16 protein-coding genes and 1 pseudogene are annotated in these 14,650 nt (G+C 60.8%); 4 read left to right on the forward strand and 13 right to left on the reverse strand.

Features of this window, described 5'->3' with window-relative positions:
* The 5 genes from MVC20_RS11905 to MVC20_RS11925 all read right to left on the reverse strand — a co-directional run bounded on the left by MVC20_RS11905 (position 1) and on the right by MVC20_RS11925 (position 4,884).
* Complete coding sequence (locus tag MVC20_RS11905; protein WP_297541619.1) at positions 1–810, reverse strand: carbohydrate ABC transporter permease; 810 nt, start codon at positions 808–810, stop codon at positions 1–3.
* Positions 807–1,700 (reverse strand): sugar ABC transporter permease, encoded by an 894-nt coding sequence (locus MVC20_RS11910; RefSeq protein WP_297541621.1) that lies wholly within the window; start codon positions 1,698–1,700, stop codon positions 807–809. The genes MVC20_RS11905 and MVC20_RS11910 overlap by 4 nt, the downstream gene beginning before the upstream one ends.
* A 74-nt stretch (positions 1,701–1,774) precedes the next feature.
* A complete protein-coding gene (locus tag MVC20_RS11915; RefSeq protein ID WP_297541623.1) occupies positions 1,775–3,031 on the reverse strand; it encodes an ABC transporter substrate-binding protein in 1,257 nt (418 codons plus the stop codon).
* 42 nt (positions 3,032–3,073) lie between these two features.
* Positions 3,074–4,108: an ABC transporter ATP-binding protein gene (locus tag MVC20_RS11920; RefSeq protein WP_297541625.1), complete on the reverse strand. Its 1,035-nt coding sequence runs from the start codon at positions 4,106–4,108 to the stop codon at positions 3,074–3,076.
* A complete protein-coding gene (locus MVC20_RS11925) occupies positions 4,108–4,884 on the reverse strand; it encodes a DeoR/GlpR family DNA-binding transcription regulator (protein WP_297541627.1) in 777 nt (258 codons plus the stop codon). The genes MVC20_RS11920 and MVC20_RS11925 overlap by 1 nt, the downstream gene beginning before the upstream one ends.
* Positions 4,885–5,182: 298 nt before the next feature.
* Here MVC20_RS11925 and MVC20_RS11930 point away from each other — a divergent pair, with 298 nt between their 5' ends.
* Positions 5,183–6,067 carry an HAD-IIA family hydrolase gene (locus MVC20_RS11930; protein WP_297541629.1) on the forward strand — a complete coding sequence of 295 codons (885 nt, stop codon included), beginning with the start codon at positions 5,183–5,185 and terminating at the stop codon, positions 6,065–6,067.
* Between the two features lie 39 nt (positions 6,068–6,106).
* Here the strand turns inward: MVC20_RS11930 and MVC20_RS11935 are convergent, their stop codons facing one another.
* Together MVC20_RS11935 and MVC20_RS11940 are read right to left on the reverse strand one after the other, a co-directional pair.
* Positions 6,107–6,862, reverse strand: coding sequence for a class II aldolase and adducin N-terminal domain-containing protein (locus MVC20_RS11935; RefSeq protein WP_297541631.1), 756 nt, complete (start codon positions 6,860–6,862; stop codon positions 6,107–6,109).
* A pseudogene (locus MVC20_RS11940) lies at positions 6,859–7,303 on the reverse strand (glyoxalase). The gene MVC20_RS11935 and the pseudogene MVC20_RS11940 overlap by 4 nt, the downstream one beginning before the upstream one ends.
* 74 nt (positions 7,304–7,377) lie before the next feature.
* Between MVC20_RS11940 and MVC20_RS11945 the strand changes: the two are divergent.
* Together MVC20_RS11945 and MVC20_RS11950 are read left to right on the forward strand one after the other, a co-directional pair.
* Positions 7,378–8,841: an AMP nucleosidase gene (locus MVC20_RS11945; RefSeq protein WP_297541633.1), complete on the forward strand. Its 1,464-nt coding sequence runs from the start codon at positions 7,378–7,380 to the stop codon at positions 8,839–8,841.
* Positions 8,842–8,973: 132 nt separating this feature from the next.
* Positions 8,974–9,261 (forward strand): HU family DNA-binding protein, encoded by a 288-nt coding sequence (locus MVC20_RS11950; RefSeq protein WP_037270194.1) that lies wholly within the window; start codon positions 8,974–8,976, stop codon positions 9,259–9,261.
* Positions 9,262–9,364: 103 nt separating this feature from the next.
* Here MVC20_RS11950 and MVC20_RS11955 read toward each other — a convergent pair whose 3' ends face one another.
* Positions 9,365–10,348 carry an NAD(P)H-quinone oxidoreductase gene (locus MVC20_RS11955; protein ID WP_297541635.1) on the reverse strand — a complete coding sequence of 328 codons (984 nt, stop codon included), beginning with the start codon at positions 10,346–10,348 and terminating at the stop codon, positions 9,365–9,367.
* Between the two features lie 16 nt (positions 10,349–10,364).
* Positions 10,365–11,054, reverse strand: a complete 690-nt coding sequence (locus MVC20_RS11960; RefSeq protein WP_297541637.1) for a COQ9 family protein — start codon at positions 11,052–11,054, stop codon at positions 10,365–10,367.
* Between the two features lie 106 nt (positions 11,055–11,160).
* Here MVC20_RS11960 and rpsU point away from each other — a divergent pair, with 106 nt between their 5' ends.
* Positions 11,161–11,367, forward strand: a complete 207-nt coding sequence (gene rpsU, locus MVC20_RS11965; RefSeq protein WP_008207378.1) for a 30S ribosomal protein S21 — start codon at positions 11,161–11,163, stop codon at positions 11,365–11,367.
* Between the two features lie 115 nt (positions 11,368–11,482).
* Here the strand turns inward: rpsU and MVC20_RS11970 are convergent, their stop codons facing one another.
* The 4 genes from MVC20_RS11970 to rlmN form a co-directional block, all read right to left on the reverse strand.
* Positions 11,483–11,671: a hypothetical protein gene (locus tag MVC20_RS11970; protein WP_297541639.1), complete on the reverse strand. Its 189-nt coding sequence runs from the start codon at positions 11,669–11,671 to the stop codon at positions 11,483–11,485.
* A gap of 105 nt (positions 11,672–11,776) precedes the next feature.
* Entirely contained in the window at positions 11,777–12,496 is a 720-nt protein-coding gene (locus MVC20_RS11975) for a gamma-glutamyl-gamma-aminobutyrate hydrolase family protein (protein WP_297541642.1), read from the reverse strand.
* Positions 12,493–13,446, reverse strand: a complete 954-nt coding sequence (locus MVC20_RS11980) for an amidoligase family protein (protein ID WP_297541644.1) — start codon at positions 13,444–13,446, stop codon at positions 12,493–12,495. The genes MVC20_RS11975 and MVC20_RS11980 overlap by 4 nt, the downstream gene beginning before the upstream one ends.
* Before the next feature lie 4 nt (positions 13,447–13,450).
* On the reverse strand, positions 13,451–14,629 hold the full coding sequence (gene rlmN, locus MVC20_RS11985) for a 23S rRNA (adenine(2503)-C(2))-methyltransferase RlmN (RefSeq protein ID WP_297541646.1): 1,179 nt from the start codon (positions 14,627–14,629) through the stop codon (positions 13,451–13,453).
* Positions 14,630–14,650: the final 21 nt, after the last annotated feature.

Raw genomic sequence — 14,650 nt, forward strand, 5'->3', positions numbered from 1 at the left:
TTACTTGATCCCCGCGCGCAAGAAGGCCTGTACGAACTGTCTTTGAAAGACAAGGAAGGCGACCAGCAATGGTGCAACTGACATGATCGTTGCCGCCGAAATCACGCTGATGTTCACGCCGTTCTCGGGCGCGCCAAAGATCGAAAGCCCCACTGTGAGCGGTCGGGTATCCGGCGAATTGGTGACAATCAACGGCCATAGGAAGTTGTTCCAATGGGTCGAAACCGATACCAGCGCATAGGCCAGATATGTGGGCCGCGCGAGCGGCACATAGACCCGCCACAGGATACCGAACCAGCCGCAACCCTCGACGCGCGCCGCCTCGTGCAGTTCGATCGGCACGCCCTTGAACGCCTGACGCATGAGGAAAATGCCAAAAGCAGATGCCATATAGGGCATGCCCACCCCAAGGATCGTATCGAACAGCCCGAGACGCGAAATCATCACGTAATTCTCGACAATCAAAACTTCGGGCAGAATGAAAAGCTGCATCAACACCAGAAGAAACACGATGTCACGCCCCGGAAAGCGCACCTGCGCAAAGGCAAAACCCGCCAGCGTTGTCACGAAGAATTGCCCGATCAGGATGACCGTCACCAAGAGGAAGGTGTTGAGAAAATACCGCAGCCAAGGCGCACCGGCCCAAGCGGTGCGGAAATTGTCCAAGGTCCAAGGCGCGGCAATGTTGAAGTTCACCGCATCTGACGTGGTGTGAAACGCCGCCCAGACGGCGAAGACCAGCGGCGAGATCCAGATCACCGCCAGCAGCAGCGCGCCAAAGGTTTCGATATGTCGCGTAAGGCCGCTCATTGGTAATGGGTCCGCTTGTCAAGGATGGTGAACTTGACGCCCGCCACCACGCCCAGCACCAGCAGGATCAGGATCGTCATCGCCGCCGCCTGCGGCGCGTCGAAGAACGCAAAGGCCATTTCCCAGATGTAGTAGAGGATAAGCTTCGAGGCGTCGTTCGGCCCGCCCTTTGTCAGGATGAAGAGGTGATCAATCAGTTTGACCGAGTTGATCAGCGCGTTGACCATGATGAAGAGCGTGGTCGGCATCAGGAGCGGCAGCACGATCCGGCGCGTGTAGGTCAGGCGGCTTGCCCCTTCGATATCGGCAGCCTCCTTGAGGTCCTCTGGAATGGTCTGAAGCGCGGCGAGATAGAAGATCATGAAAAACCCCGCCTCTTTCCAGATCGTCACGATGATCACGGCCCAAAGGGCCGTTTCCGGCTGGCCAAGCCAATTGACAGAGGGCAGCCCAAAGAGGGCCCCGATCTGATCCAGAACCCCCAATCCCGGCGTGTAAAAGAACAGCCAGAGATTAGCAGCGGCGATCATCGGCAGCACGGTGGGCGTGAAATAGGCGGTCCGGACAAAACCGCGCGCCGGGATCTTGGAATTGGCCCACAGGGCCATGCCAAGGGCAATCGCGATGGAAACGGGGATCGTGGCGCCCGCATAGATCAGGTTGTTCGTGACCACCTTCCAAAAGGTCGGATCGGTGAAGAGATCCGCGTAGTTTTCCGTGCCAACGAATTCGCTGGGTTTGCGCCGCGTTTCCCGGCTGAAAAGGCTGGTCCAGAGAGTCGCCAGCGACGGGTAAAAGGCAAAGGCCGTCAGCAAAATCGCGGCAGGGGATAGCAGAAGCCATCCGTAAATCGCCTGTCTGCGGCGTTCGATATTCACATGCTGCGCCATGTTCGGCCTTTTTAGCGGTCAATGTCGACGCCGGACCACGCCCGACGCCGACAAAAGGGACGTCCGATCAGAATTTACCGGTAGTCTTTCAACAGCCGCTCGGCGGCCTCCTGCGCCTCGGCCAGGGCATCGGCCGGCGCCTTGCTGCCCGTCAAGGCCGCCTGAATGGCGTTGTTGAGGCCATCGCGCACGCGCGCCGTCTCGAAGGTCGAGAATTCAGCGACGGCGTTTTCAAGCTGGTTGCGCGCGACAAGAGCCGGCGGGAACTCTGCTGTATAGGCCTTGAGCGCTTCGGTGTCATAGGAGGCCGGAGAGACGCCCATGTAACCGGTGGCAATCGACCATTCTGCGGCCTGTTCGGGCGCGGTCATGAACTCGATCAGCTTGAGCGCTGCAGCCCGCTCTTCTTCAGTCGTGTCCTGAAAGACATAGAAATTGCCCCCACCGGTGGGCGAGCCGGGCCGCACATTCGCCGGAAGCACAGACACCCCGAAATCAAAGCTGGCTTCTTTCTTGACCGCCGTCAGGTTGCCGGTCGAATGCCACATCATTGCCGTCTGACCTTCGAGAAAGGCCTGACGCAGCGTGCCCCATTCCACCGTCCCTTCGGGCATGATGCCATGCTCGGTCGAGAGCGATTTCCAGAATTCCAAGGTCTCGACAACCGCGGGGTCGTCGAAATAGGTCTCCAGCCCGTCACTGGACATCAGTTCCTTGCCATTCTGAATGGCGAGCGCCTGGAACATCCAATAGGGATAGCCGGTCGAGGGGATCATCAGACCATAGGTGCCATCTTTGGTCAGAGCCTTACCCATGCTCACCATCTCGTCCCAGGTGGCCGGGGGCGCCTCGGGATCAAGACCTGCGGCACGGAACATATCCTTGTTGTAATAGGCCACGATGGTCGAACGCTGGAACGGGATACCCCATGTCTTGCCCTCGATCCGGCCGTTGGCCATCAATGCGGGATAAAAGCTGTCGAGCCAGCCTTGGTCCACACCTTCGATATCCTCAAAGGCGACAATCTTTTCCTGCTCGATCAGGTCATAGGCGTCGATGGAAAACAGCACCGCCAATTGCGCGGGCTCACCCGAGGCCATGGCCGAAAGCGCGCGCACGCGCGTGTCATCGTAATTGCCCGAATAGATCGCGTTGACCTTGATATCCGGGTTGGCCTCTTCGAATTTGGCGACGATACCATCCACGACCTCGGTCAGCGCACCGCCAACCGCAATCGGGTAATACATCGTCAACTCGGTCTGCGCCGCGACCGGAGCGGCGGTCAGAGCGGCCAGGGCACTTGCTAACGTCATGTTTCTGATAGTGTTCATGATTTTCTCCCAGGAATTATACATGGTCGTTCAAACGTGACATCAAACCGTCACGCCATTCGGATGCCGAAGCCTGTTTCCCTCTGCGTCGAAGAAATGCAGGTCCTCATCGGCAAAATCTATTTCGAGGTTCTCGCCCGCCGGAATGTGTCGCAGGCCCGGCATCGAAATCGTAAGCCCGCGCGCGCCCGGATGCGTCAGACCCACAAAGGTCTCCGATCCCAGGAACTCACACTCTGAAACCCGGCATTTCAGCCGCCCCTTGCCAGCCTCAGCCAAGCGTAGGCTCTCGGCGCGCAGGCCGATCATGGTCGCGCGTTCGAAACCCGGCAGCATCGCACTGTCGATCAGCGCCATCGGCGGTGCGCCGACGAACTCCGCGACAAAGGTATTGGCTGGGCGGTAATAGAGATCCTCGGGCGCGCCGGATTGCTGGATGCGCCCATCCCTCATCAGCACGACATGATCGGCCATGCTCATGGCTTCGGTCTGATCATGGGTCACATAGACAACGGTGATGCCCAGATCGAGTTGCAGCTTCTTGATGTCCTTGCGCACAGACGCGCGCAGCTTGGCATCGAGGTTCGACAGTGGCTCATCCATCAGGCAAAGCGGTTGGTTCGCCACGATAGCACGGGCAAGGGCCACGCGCTGTCGCTGCCCGCCCGATAATGCGCCCGGCTTGCGTGCCTCGTACCCCAAAAGCCCGGTAATCTCGAGCGCGCGCTTGAGCTTCTCGCGCCGCTCGGCGGCCGGCACGCGGCGCACTTTGAGGCCAAACACCACGTTCTCGGCAACGCTCAGATGCGGAAAGAGCGCGTAGGATTGAAACACCATCGACAGATTGCGCTCTGACGGCGCGGCTGTGGTCACGTCCTTGCCGTCGATGATGATCCGCCCCTCGTCCGGCAACTCCAACCCCGACAGCAGCCGCAGCGTGGTCGATTTCCCGCACCCGGACGGACCAAGCAGCGCAACAAACGACCCACGCGGGATGGACAGGGAAACGCCCTCGACACCAAGCTGCCCATTCCAGCGCTTGGCGACATTCTGCACCTCGACGAACGTATCAGGCATCACTCGGCATCCTCTGCAAAGGTGATGCGGTCGCCAAGTTGCTCGACCAGCCCGTCAAACGGCGCGGCTGGCGGACGGTCGCATATGATGTGGTCGATCCGTGCGATATTGCCGCCAACGGCAGGGGCAAGGCGCCCGAACTTGCTGTGGTCGATCACAAGGATGGATTTCCGCGCGTTCTGCCACATGCGGTGGGTGGCGCGCACTTCGGCCTGATGAAATTCCAGCAACTCGCCCTCCGCTCCGATTCCCGCCGTTCCAAAGAGGGCGAATTCAGCGCGATAGCGATCAAAGAACTCGACCACCTCCTCGCCCACGAAATCGCGGTCCGGCAGGCGAAGCTCGCCACCCGGAAGGATGATGCGGTTGGAAATCTCTTCACTCAGCGCCATCGCCGCGCTGAGATTGTTGGTGACGATGGTCAGTTCCTTCTTGCGATGCAGCGCCCGCGCCACGCTGAGAACGGTCGATCCGATAGAGATGAAAACGGTGGAACCATTCGGGATCAGCGCCGCCGCGGCATTGGCAATCGCGCGCTTGCCCACGAGATTCGTACCGGCCCGCTGATCGAACGGTGTGTTGCGCCGCCCCTCGGCCAGCTCGATACGCCCGTGCGACCGTTGCAGCGTGTCGCCATCGCAGAGGATATCGAGATCGCGCCGGATCGTCTGCATCGACACGCCAAACATCTCGGCAAGCGCGCCCACGCTCACCCCTCCCTGTTCCTGAACGACCTGTTGAATGAGGTCGTGTCGCCTGCTTTTCTTGGACGCCATTTCAGCCCCGTTAGTTTTGGTCGATTGTTGGACACGAAATGCAACAAAGCAACATTTTTCTACTCGAATCGCTTGCCGATTTTCGCCAACCCTTGCGCCATCTGATAAGAATCCTCTGTCCCGGTGGGGTTTTCCGTTGCGCCCCCTGCTATCGCGGATATGTGACAGAGGTATGAAATGTCGCTTTGTTGTTTTGACTTTAATTTTTTTACTTACGTTGTAAGTTTTCCCCAAGCTGGAGGTCGCTCCAGCGCTGCGGCACACGCAGTTTGACCAAGCCAAGGGACCAGCCAAGCCGATGGATACTGCCGCAACCGTTTTCGACCGCTACGAGGCTGTGCGCCATCGCCTGCCTTCGGCCAGCCCTCCGGCCAGCACATCGCAAATCGCATCGCTGCACGATATTGCGGCCCATGCCGATGCCTTTGTCTTTGACGCCTACGGTGTGCTGAATATCGGCGAGGCGGCAATTCCCGGTGCCGCGCAACGTCTGCGGGAATTGCGCGAAATCGGGTGTCAGATTCGCATTCTCTCCAACGCGGCCAGCTACACCCATGCCGGGGCCGTGACCAAGTTTCAGAAACTGGGCATGGGGGTAAAGGACCACGAGATCATCACCAGCCGCGACGCGACATTGGCGCATCTGGACGAGCGTTTGTGGGGATGCATCGCCGCGCCACAAGACAACCTGTCCGACATCACGGCCCCCACACGGCGCCTCGTGGATGATCCCACAAGCTATGATCAGGTCGAGGGGTTCTTGTTCCTCTCGACCGAAGTCTGGTCTCTGGACAGACAGGCTTTGCTCGAATCCGCGTTGTTAAAGCGGCCAAGGCCCGTGATCATCGCCAATGCCGATCTGGTTGCCCCACGCGAACACGGGTTCTCTCTGGAACCCGGTTACTTCGGGCATCAACTCGCGGATCGCGGCATTCAGGATGTGCGGTTCTTTGGCAAACCATTTCCCGCGGTCTATGAGATGGCCGAGGCCTCGCTGCCCAACCTCTCACCCGAGCGCATCGTCATGTGCGGTGACACCTTGCACACGGATATTCTCGGAGCCGCATCACGGGGCTGGCAGACAGTCCTCGTGGAAAAGGACGGTCTCTTTTCGGGCCAAGACACCGGCGCCTATCTTTGCCAAGCCAACCTCTTTCCGACGTGGCGCCTGTCGCGCATCTGAGACAGGCGCAAACGCGCAAACCACGCCGGCCAAAGGAGGTTATTGCGCGTAATCCGAACCCTCAGCGTCCAGAATTGCCTTGAGTTCCGACAGGTGGCGCTCTGCCTGACCGGGGTAATCATCGAGTTCCTGCGCTGTCTTTTCTGCAACCGCGTCGGACAGCACCCGCAAGGGACGCCCGGTTTGCAAGGCGCGAATATAGGTCTCGGCGGCACGCTCGAAGTAATAAAGCCTGTTAAACGTGTCCGCGACGCTGTCGCCGATCACCATCACACCATGATTGCCCATGATCAGAACCTTGTGTTTCGGGTTGGTCAAAAGCCGCGCGCAACGCGCACCTTCATCTTCGAATGCCAGCCCGCCATAGCTCTCATCCACCACATGCCGATTGTAGAAGGTGGCGCAATTCTGGTCGATGGGCGGCAAACGGCTGTCGGCGAGGCTGGCCAGAACCGTAGCGTGAATGGAATGCACGTGCATGGCGCAACGGGCATGGGCGCAATGCCGGTGCAGACCGCCATGCAGGCCCCAGGCGGTCGGATCAGGCGCATTCGGACCCTCCAGCGTTTCGGGATCATTGGCATCCACGACGATGAGGTCACTGGCCCGGATACGGGCAAAATGCATCTGGTTGGGGTTCATCAGGAACCGCGTGCCGTCCTCATTGATCGACAGGCTGAAATGATTGGTCACCGCCTCGTGCATGTTGAGGCGCGCCGTCCAGCGAAAGGCAGCCGCAAGATCGACGCGCTCTTGCCAGTGGTCCATGTTGGGGCGCAGATTGGTCACGGTCATGTCGTAGTCCTTTCAATCTCGGTAAGGGGCCGCGAAGCGACCCAGGCATAACCATCAGGGCAGAGGATGCAGCATTCGCGCAGCCCATGGGGTTTGTTGGTGGGGGGGTTGAAGGATCATGCCGCCGGCACCCGTCGCGCGGGCGGCGGCAATGTCTGGATCTGTGTCGAAGAGGTGAATCGATGCCCCGGCCCCACGCGGCGGGCTCTCGGGCACAAGGCCAAGGATCGGATTGGCGGCATAGGTGTGATCTGCGTGGAGTTGCATCACCTGATCGCCATAGACCATGATCGCAAAATCCGCGCTGACCCGGTGGGCGATCATCTGAAAGACGCGGACGAGAAACGCCGCCTCGGCGCGCACATCACGCACCAAGAGGTTCAGGCCAAGCCCGCGCAGGCCCGCGCCGAAATCCTGTGGTGAAACGCTCTCGTAATCCATTGACGCCCCTTTGACCGCAGCTTGATCATGCCCCCGGCGCGTGTCAACCTGAGACCATGGCGCAGGAGACAGGCATGAACATCCACACCCCCGACCGGATTGCCCCCGAGGCGTTCACAGAGGCGCGCGCGGCGGTGGACCGGCTCTGCCAGCTTTACGCGGCCAGCACGGACTTTCTCTGTGAGGCCTTCGCGCGGGCTCTGGCCGGGGATCTGCCGCAGGGCCGCGTGCGCGCCTTTTATCCCGAAATTCGCCTGACCACCGCGACCTATGCCAAGGTCGACAGCCGGCTCAGTTTCGGCCATGTTTCCAATCCCGGCATCTATGCCGCAACCATCACGCGCCCGGACCTCTTTCGCGCCTATCTGGAACAGCAGATCGGCTTGCTCTTGGTCAACCATGGCGTCGGGATCACGATCGGGCACTCAGACACGCCAATTCCCGTGCATTTCGCGGTGGCGGCGGATGCGGCCCTCAGCGTGCCGCAAGAGCGCGCGGCCGAGTTTACCCTGCGCGATTACTTCGACGTGCCGGACCTTGCGACCACCAATGATGATATCGTCAATGGCACTTGGATACCGGGGCTGAATGGCGCGGCCCCCCTTGCCCCCTTTACGGCGCAACGCGTTGATTATTCGCTGGCGCGGCTCACGCATTACACCGCGACCGATCCCTGCCACTTCCAGAACTACGTTCTGTTCACCAATTACCAATTCTATGTCTCAGAGTTCGAGACCTACGCCCGTAGGATGTTGGCCGACAGGACAAGCGGCTATACCGCCTTTGTCAGCAGCGGCAATTCAGAGATTACCGGGCCGGACGACCCCCTACCCACCCCTGAGCGGTTGCCGCAGATGCCCGCCTATCACCTCAAACGGGCGGATGGGTCCGGGATCACGCTGGTCAATATCGGGGTGGGTCCCTCCAACGCCAAGACCGCGACCGACCACATCGCCGTTCTGCGCCCGCATGCCTGGGTTATGGTGGGCCATTGCGCGGGTCTGCGCAATTCGCAGTCCTTGGGTGATTTCGTGCTGGCCCATGCCTATCTGCGCGAGGATCGCGTGCTCGATGCCGATCTGCCCGCCTGGGTGCCGATCCCCGCGCTTGCCGAAATCCAGATCGCCCTGCAAGAGGCGGTGGCGGCAGAGACGCAGCTGGAAGGGTTCGACCTCAAGCGCGTCATGCGCACCGGGACCGTGGCCAGCGTGGACAACCGCAACTGGGAACTGCGCGAGCAATCCGGCCCGGTGCAGCGCCTCAGCCAATCGCGCGCCATCGCGCTCGACATGGAGAGCGCGACGATCGCCGCCAACGGGTTCCGGTTCCGGGTGCCCTATGGCACGCTGCTCTGTGTCTCGGACAAGCCTTTGCAGGGCGAATTGAAACTGCCCGGCATGGCTTCGGAATTCTACAAATCCCAGGTCTCTCGCCACCTTATGATCGGGATTCGCGCGATGGAATCACTCCGCCGGATGCCGCTCGAACGCATCCACAGCCGAAAATTGCGCAGTTTTGAAGAGACGGCCTTCCTTTGACCCAACGGAAATCCGCACAAAATCCGGCAAAAGGGCTTGCTTTTGCCCACTAGTCGTTGTGTTTAGCCACATCATAGCGTTTAATCGCGCGCATGAGGCCCAAGGGACGGGCAGTTGCAAGGAGACCATAAAATGGCAAAACCCATGACCAAGACCCAACTTGTCGCCGCTCTGGCCGATGACATGGGCAGTGACAAGAAGACCGCAGGCGCGGCTCTGGACGCCGTGATCGCGATCATCACCCGTGAAGTGTCCGCAGGCGGTGCCGTCACCCTGCCCGGAATTGGCAAGATCTATTGCCGCGAGCGCCCCGAGCGTATGGTGCGCAACCCTGCCACCGGCGAGCAAATGAAGAAAGAGGCCGACAAGGTGGTCAAGATGACCATTGCCAAGGCGCTCAAGGACAGCGTCAACGGCTGATCCCCGGCCCGCTGGCGCGAATGACGCAAAGCCAGCCTGTGCCAGAGACCAGAAGGGCCGCCCAATGGGGCGGCTTTTTATTTTGCCTGACCGCTTGATCGGCTCACGCCACCCTGAGGACGATCTTGCCAATATGCCCGCTCGATTCAAGCCGGGCATGGGCCGCCGCAGCCTCGGTCAGGGGAAATTCGGAATCCATCACCGGGGCGACCTTTCCCGCCTCCAGCAGCGGCCACACATGGGCACGCAGGCTCTCGGCGATCCGCGCCTTGGCCAGATCGCTTTGCGGACGCAGGGTGCTGCCGGTGATCGTCAGGCGGCGCATCATCACCTGAGAGAAGTTCAACTCGATATTGGGTCCCTGGAGGAAAGCAATCTGCACCAGACGCCCATCCTCGGCCAATGCGTTGACATTGCGCGGCAGATACGCACCACCGACCATGTCGAGAATGAGATTGGCCCCACCTTCGGCACGCAACACCTCGACGAAATCCTCCTCGCGATAGTTGATCGCCCTCTCCGCCCCAAGATCCATGCAAACCTTGCATTTCTCGGCCGAGCCCGCGGTGGTAAAGACCCGCGCGCCAAAGCTATGGGCGAGCTGAATGGCGGTCGTGCCAATCCCGGAAGAGCCGCCATGCACCAGAAAACGCTCGCCGCCCTTGAGCGCGCCGCGCTGAAAGACATTGGACCAGACCGTATAGAAGGTTTCCGGCAGGCAAGCGGCCTCTTTTAGGCCGAGGCCACGCGGCACGGGCAAGCAATGCGCGGCAGGCGTGGCCACGTATTCGGCATAGCCCCCGCCGGGCAAAAGGGCGCAAACCTGATCGCCAAGCGCCCACGCACGGACGCCCGCCCCAAGCGCCACGATTTCCCCCGCCCCTTCGAGCCCCGGCAGGTCAGAGGCCGTCGGTGGCGGCGCATAGAGCCCGGCACGCTGCAGGGCATCCGGGCGGTTGACCCCGGCATAGGCCAGCCGGATCACCACCTCGCCCGCGCGCGGCACAGGCATCGGCCGTGTCGTCGGCCGCAACACTTCGGGGCCGCCCGCCTGCGTGATTTCGACGGCCTGCATGGTTCGTGTCATTTTATTGTCCCTGCTTTCAGTTCAGCCCGTTCCAGCGGCCTGGCATCCCGGTCTGCGCCCGTCCCTGTGGCGCACGGATACGTCCCACAAGGCTGAGAGGCCCCGCCAAAAGACCAGCGACGAACCGATTGTCACGGGCCTGTGCCTTGAGCTTTTCGAATTGCATCACGCCCTCGATGCGACGATCCAGAAACTCCCATGTGCGGGTTTGACCCTCGCTGTCATCGCCCAGCCAATACAGCACGGTCGCCCCATAGACGCCGGAAAGCGTGGCGCGTTTCGTATACCAGTTCACATCCTGGGATGTGTCGCCAAGCGCGGTCCAGATGTGATCGGCGGTTTGCCAGAGGGCACGCGCACCATCGGCGGCATAGGGTGGCAGGGAAAAGAGGGTCATGCCCCGGCGGACAAGTTCGCGATCCTCGACCACCTCAAGCCGGGCACGCACGGCAAAGGCCACGCGGTCGCGGAACCGCAAGCTGCCCAGATCGGTTTCGGCCAGTCGTTTGAGCATAGCGGCATCGCCCGCCGCATGATAGGCAAGCGCCAGGTCCACCGCGCCACGTGGGCAGATGGCAGCCACGAGGCCGGGCGCAATCCCGGCATCTTCGGCCGCGAGGCGCAGGGTGGTTTCGCTCCAGCCATCAAAGGGCACATGCATCGCTGCAGCCGAGAGCAGACGGGTCATCAGATCGGGTTCGGACATCGGCGTTTCTCCTTGCGGCGCACCCTAGACAAATCCGGGACGCTTTGCTATACGGCGCCTTCCTGCAATCTATTGCAACTTTAACTTAGGAAGGTGGTGACACCACATGCAGGTTAGTGTTCGCGACAACAATGTCGATCAGGCGCTCCGCGCTCTGAAGAAAAAACTGCAGCGCGAAGGCGTTTTTCGTGAAATGAAGCTCAAGCAACATTTCGAAAAGCCGTCCGAGAAGAAAGCGCGCGAGAAGGCCGAAGCGATTCGCCGTGCCCGGAAACTGGCGCGCAAGAAAGCGCAGCGCGAAGGCATGCTCTAAGAGCGTTCTCCGCAGTTTTTTGCGGCACGTTTGACGACCCCCGGGCAGATGCTTCGGGGGTTTGTCGTTTTTGATGGCCGTTGGCCTATCGGGTGCTTGGCAGAAAGAACCGCGATCAGCTCAGCTGGCAGAGCGGCGCATCCTGACGGATCGAGGTGACAAAGCGGCCCTCTGCGGTGTCGCGGATGCCATAGCCATAACCGCGCAGGCGATGTTTCCATTCGCGCTCGGACAGGGCAAGGTGACGTTCGCGCATCACGAGATTGCGAATTTCTGTGCTGCTGTCAGTCTGGTTCAGGTTCATTGTTTCTATCCCTGTTAAAATTTGCCTCTGACCTCAGGGATAGGTGACGGATGTGGCGGTAATCGTGCCGGATTATGGCAGTGCCGGGGAATTGTTGCGACGGGTTCAACGCGCCGCGGCATCGACACCGGGCAATTGCGCTGCATGGTCACGGCGCGCGGCGGCCGCTGCAATGAGCGCGCGAAAGATGCCCATTTGCCGATGCGCATAAAAGAGATGCTCAGGATGCCATTGCACGCCCAGGGCAAAAGGCTCTGTCACCCGCTCGATTGCCTGAATCATGCCCCCGCCGTCCCGTGCCGCGATGCGCAACCCCTCGCCCAAACGGTCCACGGCCTGCGTATGCAGGGCGTTCACCTTCATCGGCCTTGCCCCGGCGAGCTTTGCCAGGCGCGTGCCACGAACGATCTGCACGGTCTTGCGCGGGAGCACGGTGCGGATATGGTCGCTGGCGTGATAGGTCGCATAGGCATCCTGATGCAGCGTGCCACCAAGAGCGATGTTGAGCATCTGACTGCCGCGACAGATGCCCAAGACAGGCTTGAAATGCTCGAACGCTGAGAGCACCAACTTGCGCTCCAACGCATCTCGGTCAGGATCAAGGCGCGCGGATTTCACAAGCCGCCCGCCATAGAGGTCCGGCGAAATGTCATCCCCGCCACCGATGATAAGCCCGTCTACGGTGGTAATGTCGGCGACACGCCCCGCCTGCCACCGCAGGGCACGCCCGCCCGCCAGCCAGACATTGAGGGCAATGAGCGGAAAGATGCGCCACCCTGACCGGCGCGAAACAGTAACCCCGATTACGGGGCGGCGTGCGTTCATGTGCGAGCCAACCCCGCCGATTGCAGGATTCGACCCGCGCGATTGGCCCAGCTTTGACGCGAAAGGGTCAGCAGACCGTGATCGTCCAGCCATGCCTGTGACAGCCGTTTGAGCAGCGCCGTGTCGGCAGCCACCCGTTCCACCGTGAGCCAGCGTTGCCATTCATCGGCAATGGACCAGTCGGCTTCGTCGATCCGGCAATCGGGCAGACGGAAATGAAAGGTCGGGCGCGCAGAGGTCTTGTCGGTGATGGACGCCCTGATCCGCGCTGCATCGAAATGCGCAAAGAGCGGCAGCATGTCGAGACCACGATTTCGGCTGGGGGTGAGTTCGAGATAGAGACCTGTCACATGGTCGCGGCTGGCACCCGGTCCGGCCTTGATCAGCGCGCGAGTGAAATCTATCGGATAAGGATCGGTGAAGGGCAACACGCGACGTGACTCGTCAATCGGGTTGGACGCCCGCAACCAGTCTTCGATCAGGGCATAGGCCAGCAAGGGGCGCACCGTATCCGCGTCGGCGTCGCTGGCCATCTCGATGTTGAGATGCAGTCCAAAGCCAAAGAACCAGCCTGCGCCGCTACCCAAGGCCCCCGCATCCCGCAAGGCATTGCGCAGATCGTCAAGGCGGCCGAGGCCCTCCATGTCGAGTGGCGCGGTGACGATTTCGACCGGCACAACGTCGCGCCCCAGATCGAGCGTCAGATCGCGCAGCTTGCTCTGCTGGGCGTTGCGCAGGAAAATGTCCAGATAGATGTCGATCTGCCCGATCCGACTGTTTTCGACACGCCAGATATGGCTGTCGACCTGGGATGCGGTGCCATCCAGCGTGGTCGCACAGAGGCGCGCCACGTTCTCTACGGGCAAGCCACCAAGCTCGATCTCGACCCCGACAAGGCGGGGATCACCCTTGGCGTTCGTCGGCTGCGGCAGAGAGGGAAAGGCGGTCATGGGCCTAATGCCCCACCTCTGCCTCAATCTGAGCCCGGGATTTACGCGCGCGCTCGGTGGCAGATTTGAGCTGGCCGCAGGCGGCCATGATATCCTCGCCCCGTGGCGTGCGGATCGGGCTGGCATACCCGGCCTTGTAGATGATGTCGGCGAAACGCTCGATCCGCTCCCAATCGCTGCGCTGATAGGGGCTTCCGGGCCATTCGTTGAAGGGAATGAGATTGATCTTGGCCGGAATGCCCTTGATCAGTTGTACGAGACGGCGGGCATCGGCGTCACTGTCATTGACCCCTTTGAGCATGACATATTCAAAGGTGATGCGCTCGGAATTCGACAGGCGCGGATAGTCGCGCAGCGTCTCGAGCAGCGTGGCGATGTTCCATTTCTTGTTGATCGGCACCAGCGTGTCGCGCACCTCGTCGGTGGTGGCGTGAAAGCTCACGGCCAAGAGACAACCGATTTCCTCTGCCGTCTTGGCAATCTCAGGCACCACACCAGAGGTCGAAAGTGTGATGCGGCGGCGCGAGAGGGAAATCCCCTCGCCATCCATGGCGATCTTCATCGCATCGCGCACGTTGTCGAAATTATAAAGCGGCTCGCCCATGCCCATCAGGACGATGTTGCTGATGAGGCGCGGACGTTCGCCCGCAGGCTCGCCCGGTTTCGGCCATTCATTCAGGTCGTCGCGCGCCAGCATCACCTGCCCGATGATCTCACCTGCTGTAAGGTTGCGGACGAGTTTCTGTGTGCCGGTGTGGCAAAACGAACAGGTGAGCGTGCAGCCCACCTGAGAAGAAATGCACAGCGTGCCGCGATCGGTTTCGGGGATATAGACCACCTCTACCTCGTGACCGCCCGCGATGCGCACCAGATACTTTCGCGTGCCATCCGCGCTGACTTGCTTGCTCACGACTTCGGGGATCGCCACCACGAAGTTTTCGGACAATTGCGCACGATAGGCTTTGGCCAGATTGGTCATGGCATGGAAATCGCGCACGCCCCATTGATAAATCCATTGCCAGATCTGGTTGACCCGCATCTTGGCCTGCTTTTCCGGCGTGCCATGCGCGATCAGCACCTCGCGGAGCGCCTCACGCGTGAGCCCGACAAGGTTCACGGGCCCCTCGGGCAACTTGCGGGGGATTGTCAGAACATCCTGTGTGATCGGGGCGGTTTGGGTCATGGGCCTGTCGCAGTTCGGGCT

This window comes from Roseovarius sp. (assembly GCF_027019125.1).
GTDB lineage: Bacteria > Pseudomonadota > Alphaproteobacteria > Rhodobacterales > Rhodobacteraceae > Roseovarius.

What these genes read in the sequence shown, in the direction of transcription:
- MVC20_RS11905 (WP_297541619.1), bottom strand. Translation starts at nt 810, where the DNA reads ATGAGCGGCCTTACGCGACATATCGAAACCTTTGGCGCGCTGCTGCTG.
- MVC20_RS11910 (WP_297541621.1), bottom strand. Translation starts at nt 1,700, where the DNA reads ATGGCGCAGCATGTGAATATCGAACGCCGCAGACAGGCGATTTACGGA.
- MVC20_RS11915 (WP_297541623.1), bottom strand. Translation starts at nt 3,031, where the DNA reads ATGAACACTATCAGAAACATGACGTTAGCAAGTGCCCTGGCCGCTCTG.
- MVC20_RS11920 (WP_297541625.1), bottom strand. Translation starts at nt 4,108, where the DNA reads ATGCCTGATACGTTCGTCGAGGTGCAGAATGTCGCCAAGCGCTGGAAT.
- MVC20_RS11925 (WP_297541627.1), bottom strand. Translation starts at nt 4,884, where the DNA reads ATGGCGTCCAAGAAAAGCAGGCGACACGACCTCATTCAACAGGTCGTT.
- MVC20_RS11930 (WP_297541629.1), top strand. Translation starts at nt 5,183, where the DNA reads ATGGATACTGCCGCAACCGTTTTCGACCGCTACGAGGCTGTGCGCCAT.
- MVC20_RS11935 (WP_297541631.1), bottom strand. Translation starts at nt 6,862, where the DNA reads ATGACCGTGACCAATCTGCGCCCCAACATGGACCACTGGCAAGAGCGC.
- MVC20_RS11945 (WP_297541633.1), top strand. Translation starts at nt 7,378, where the DNA reads ATGAACATCCACACCCCCGACCGGATTGCCCCCGAGGCGTTCACAGAG.
- MVC20_RS11950 (WP_037270194.1), top strand. Translation starts at nt 8,974, where the DNA reads ATGGCAAAACCCATGACCAAGACCCAACTTGTCGCCGCTCTGGCCGAT.
- MVC20_RS11955 (WP_297541635.1), bottom strand. Translation starts at nt 10,348, where the DNA reads ATGACACGAACCATGCAGGCCGTCGAAATCACGCAGGCGGGCGGCCCC.
- MVC20_RS11960 (WP_297541637.1), bottom strand. Translation starts at nt 11,054, where the DNA reads ATGTCCGAACCCGATCTGATGACCCGTCTGCTCTCGGCTGCAGCGATG.
- rpsU (WP_008207378.1), top strand. Translation starts at nt 11,161, where the DNA reads ATGCAGGTTAGTGTTCGCGACAACAATGTCGATCAGGCGCTCCGCGCT.
- MVC20_RS11970 (WP_297541639.1), bottom strand. Translation starts at nt 11,671, where the DNA reads ATGAACCTGAACCAGACTGACAGCAGCACAGAAATTCGCAATCTCGTG.
- MVC20_RS11975 (WP_297541642.1), bottom strand. Translation starts at nt 12,496, where the DNA reads ATGAACGCACGCCGCCCCGTAATCGGGGTTACTGTTTCGCGCCGGTCA.
- MVC20_RS11980 (WP_297541644.1), bottom strand. Translation starts at nt 13,446, where the DNA reads ATGACCGCCTTTCCCTCTCTGCCGCAGCCGACGAACGCCAAGGGTGAT.
- rlmN (WP_297541646.1), bottom strand. Translation starts at nt 14,629, where the DNA reads ATGACCCAAACCGCCCCGATCACACAGGATGTTCTGACAATCCCCCGC.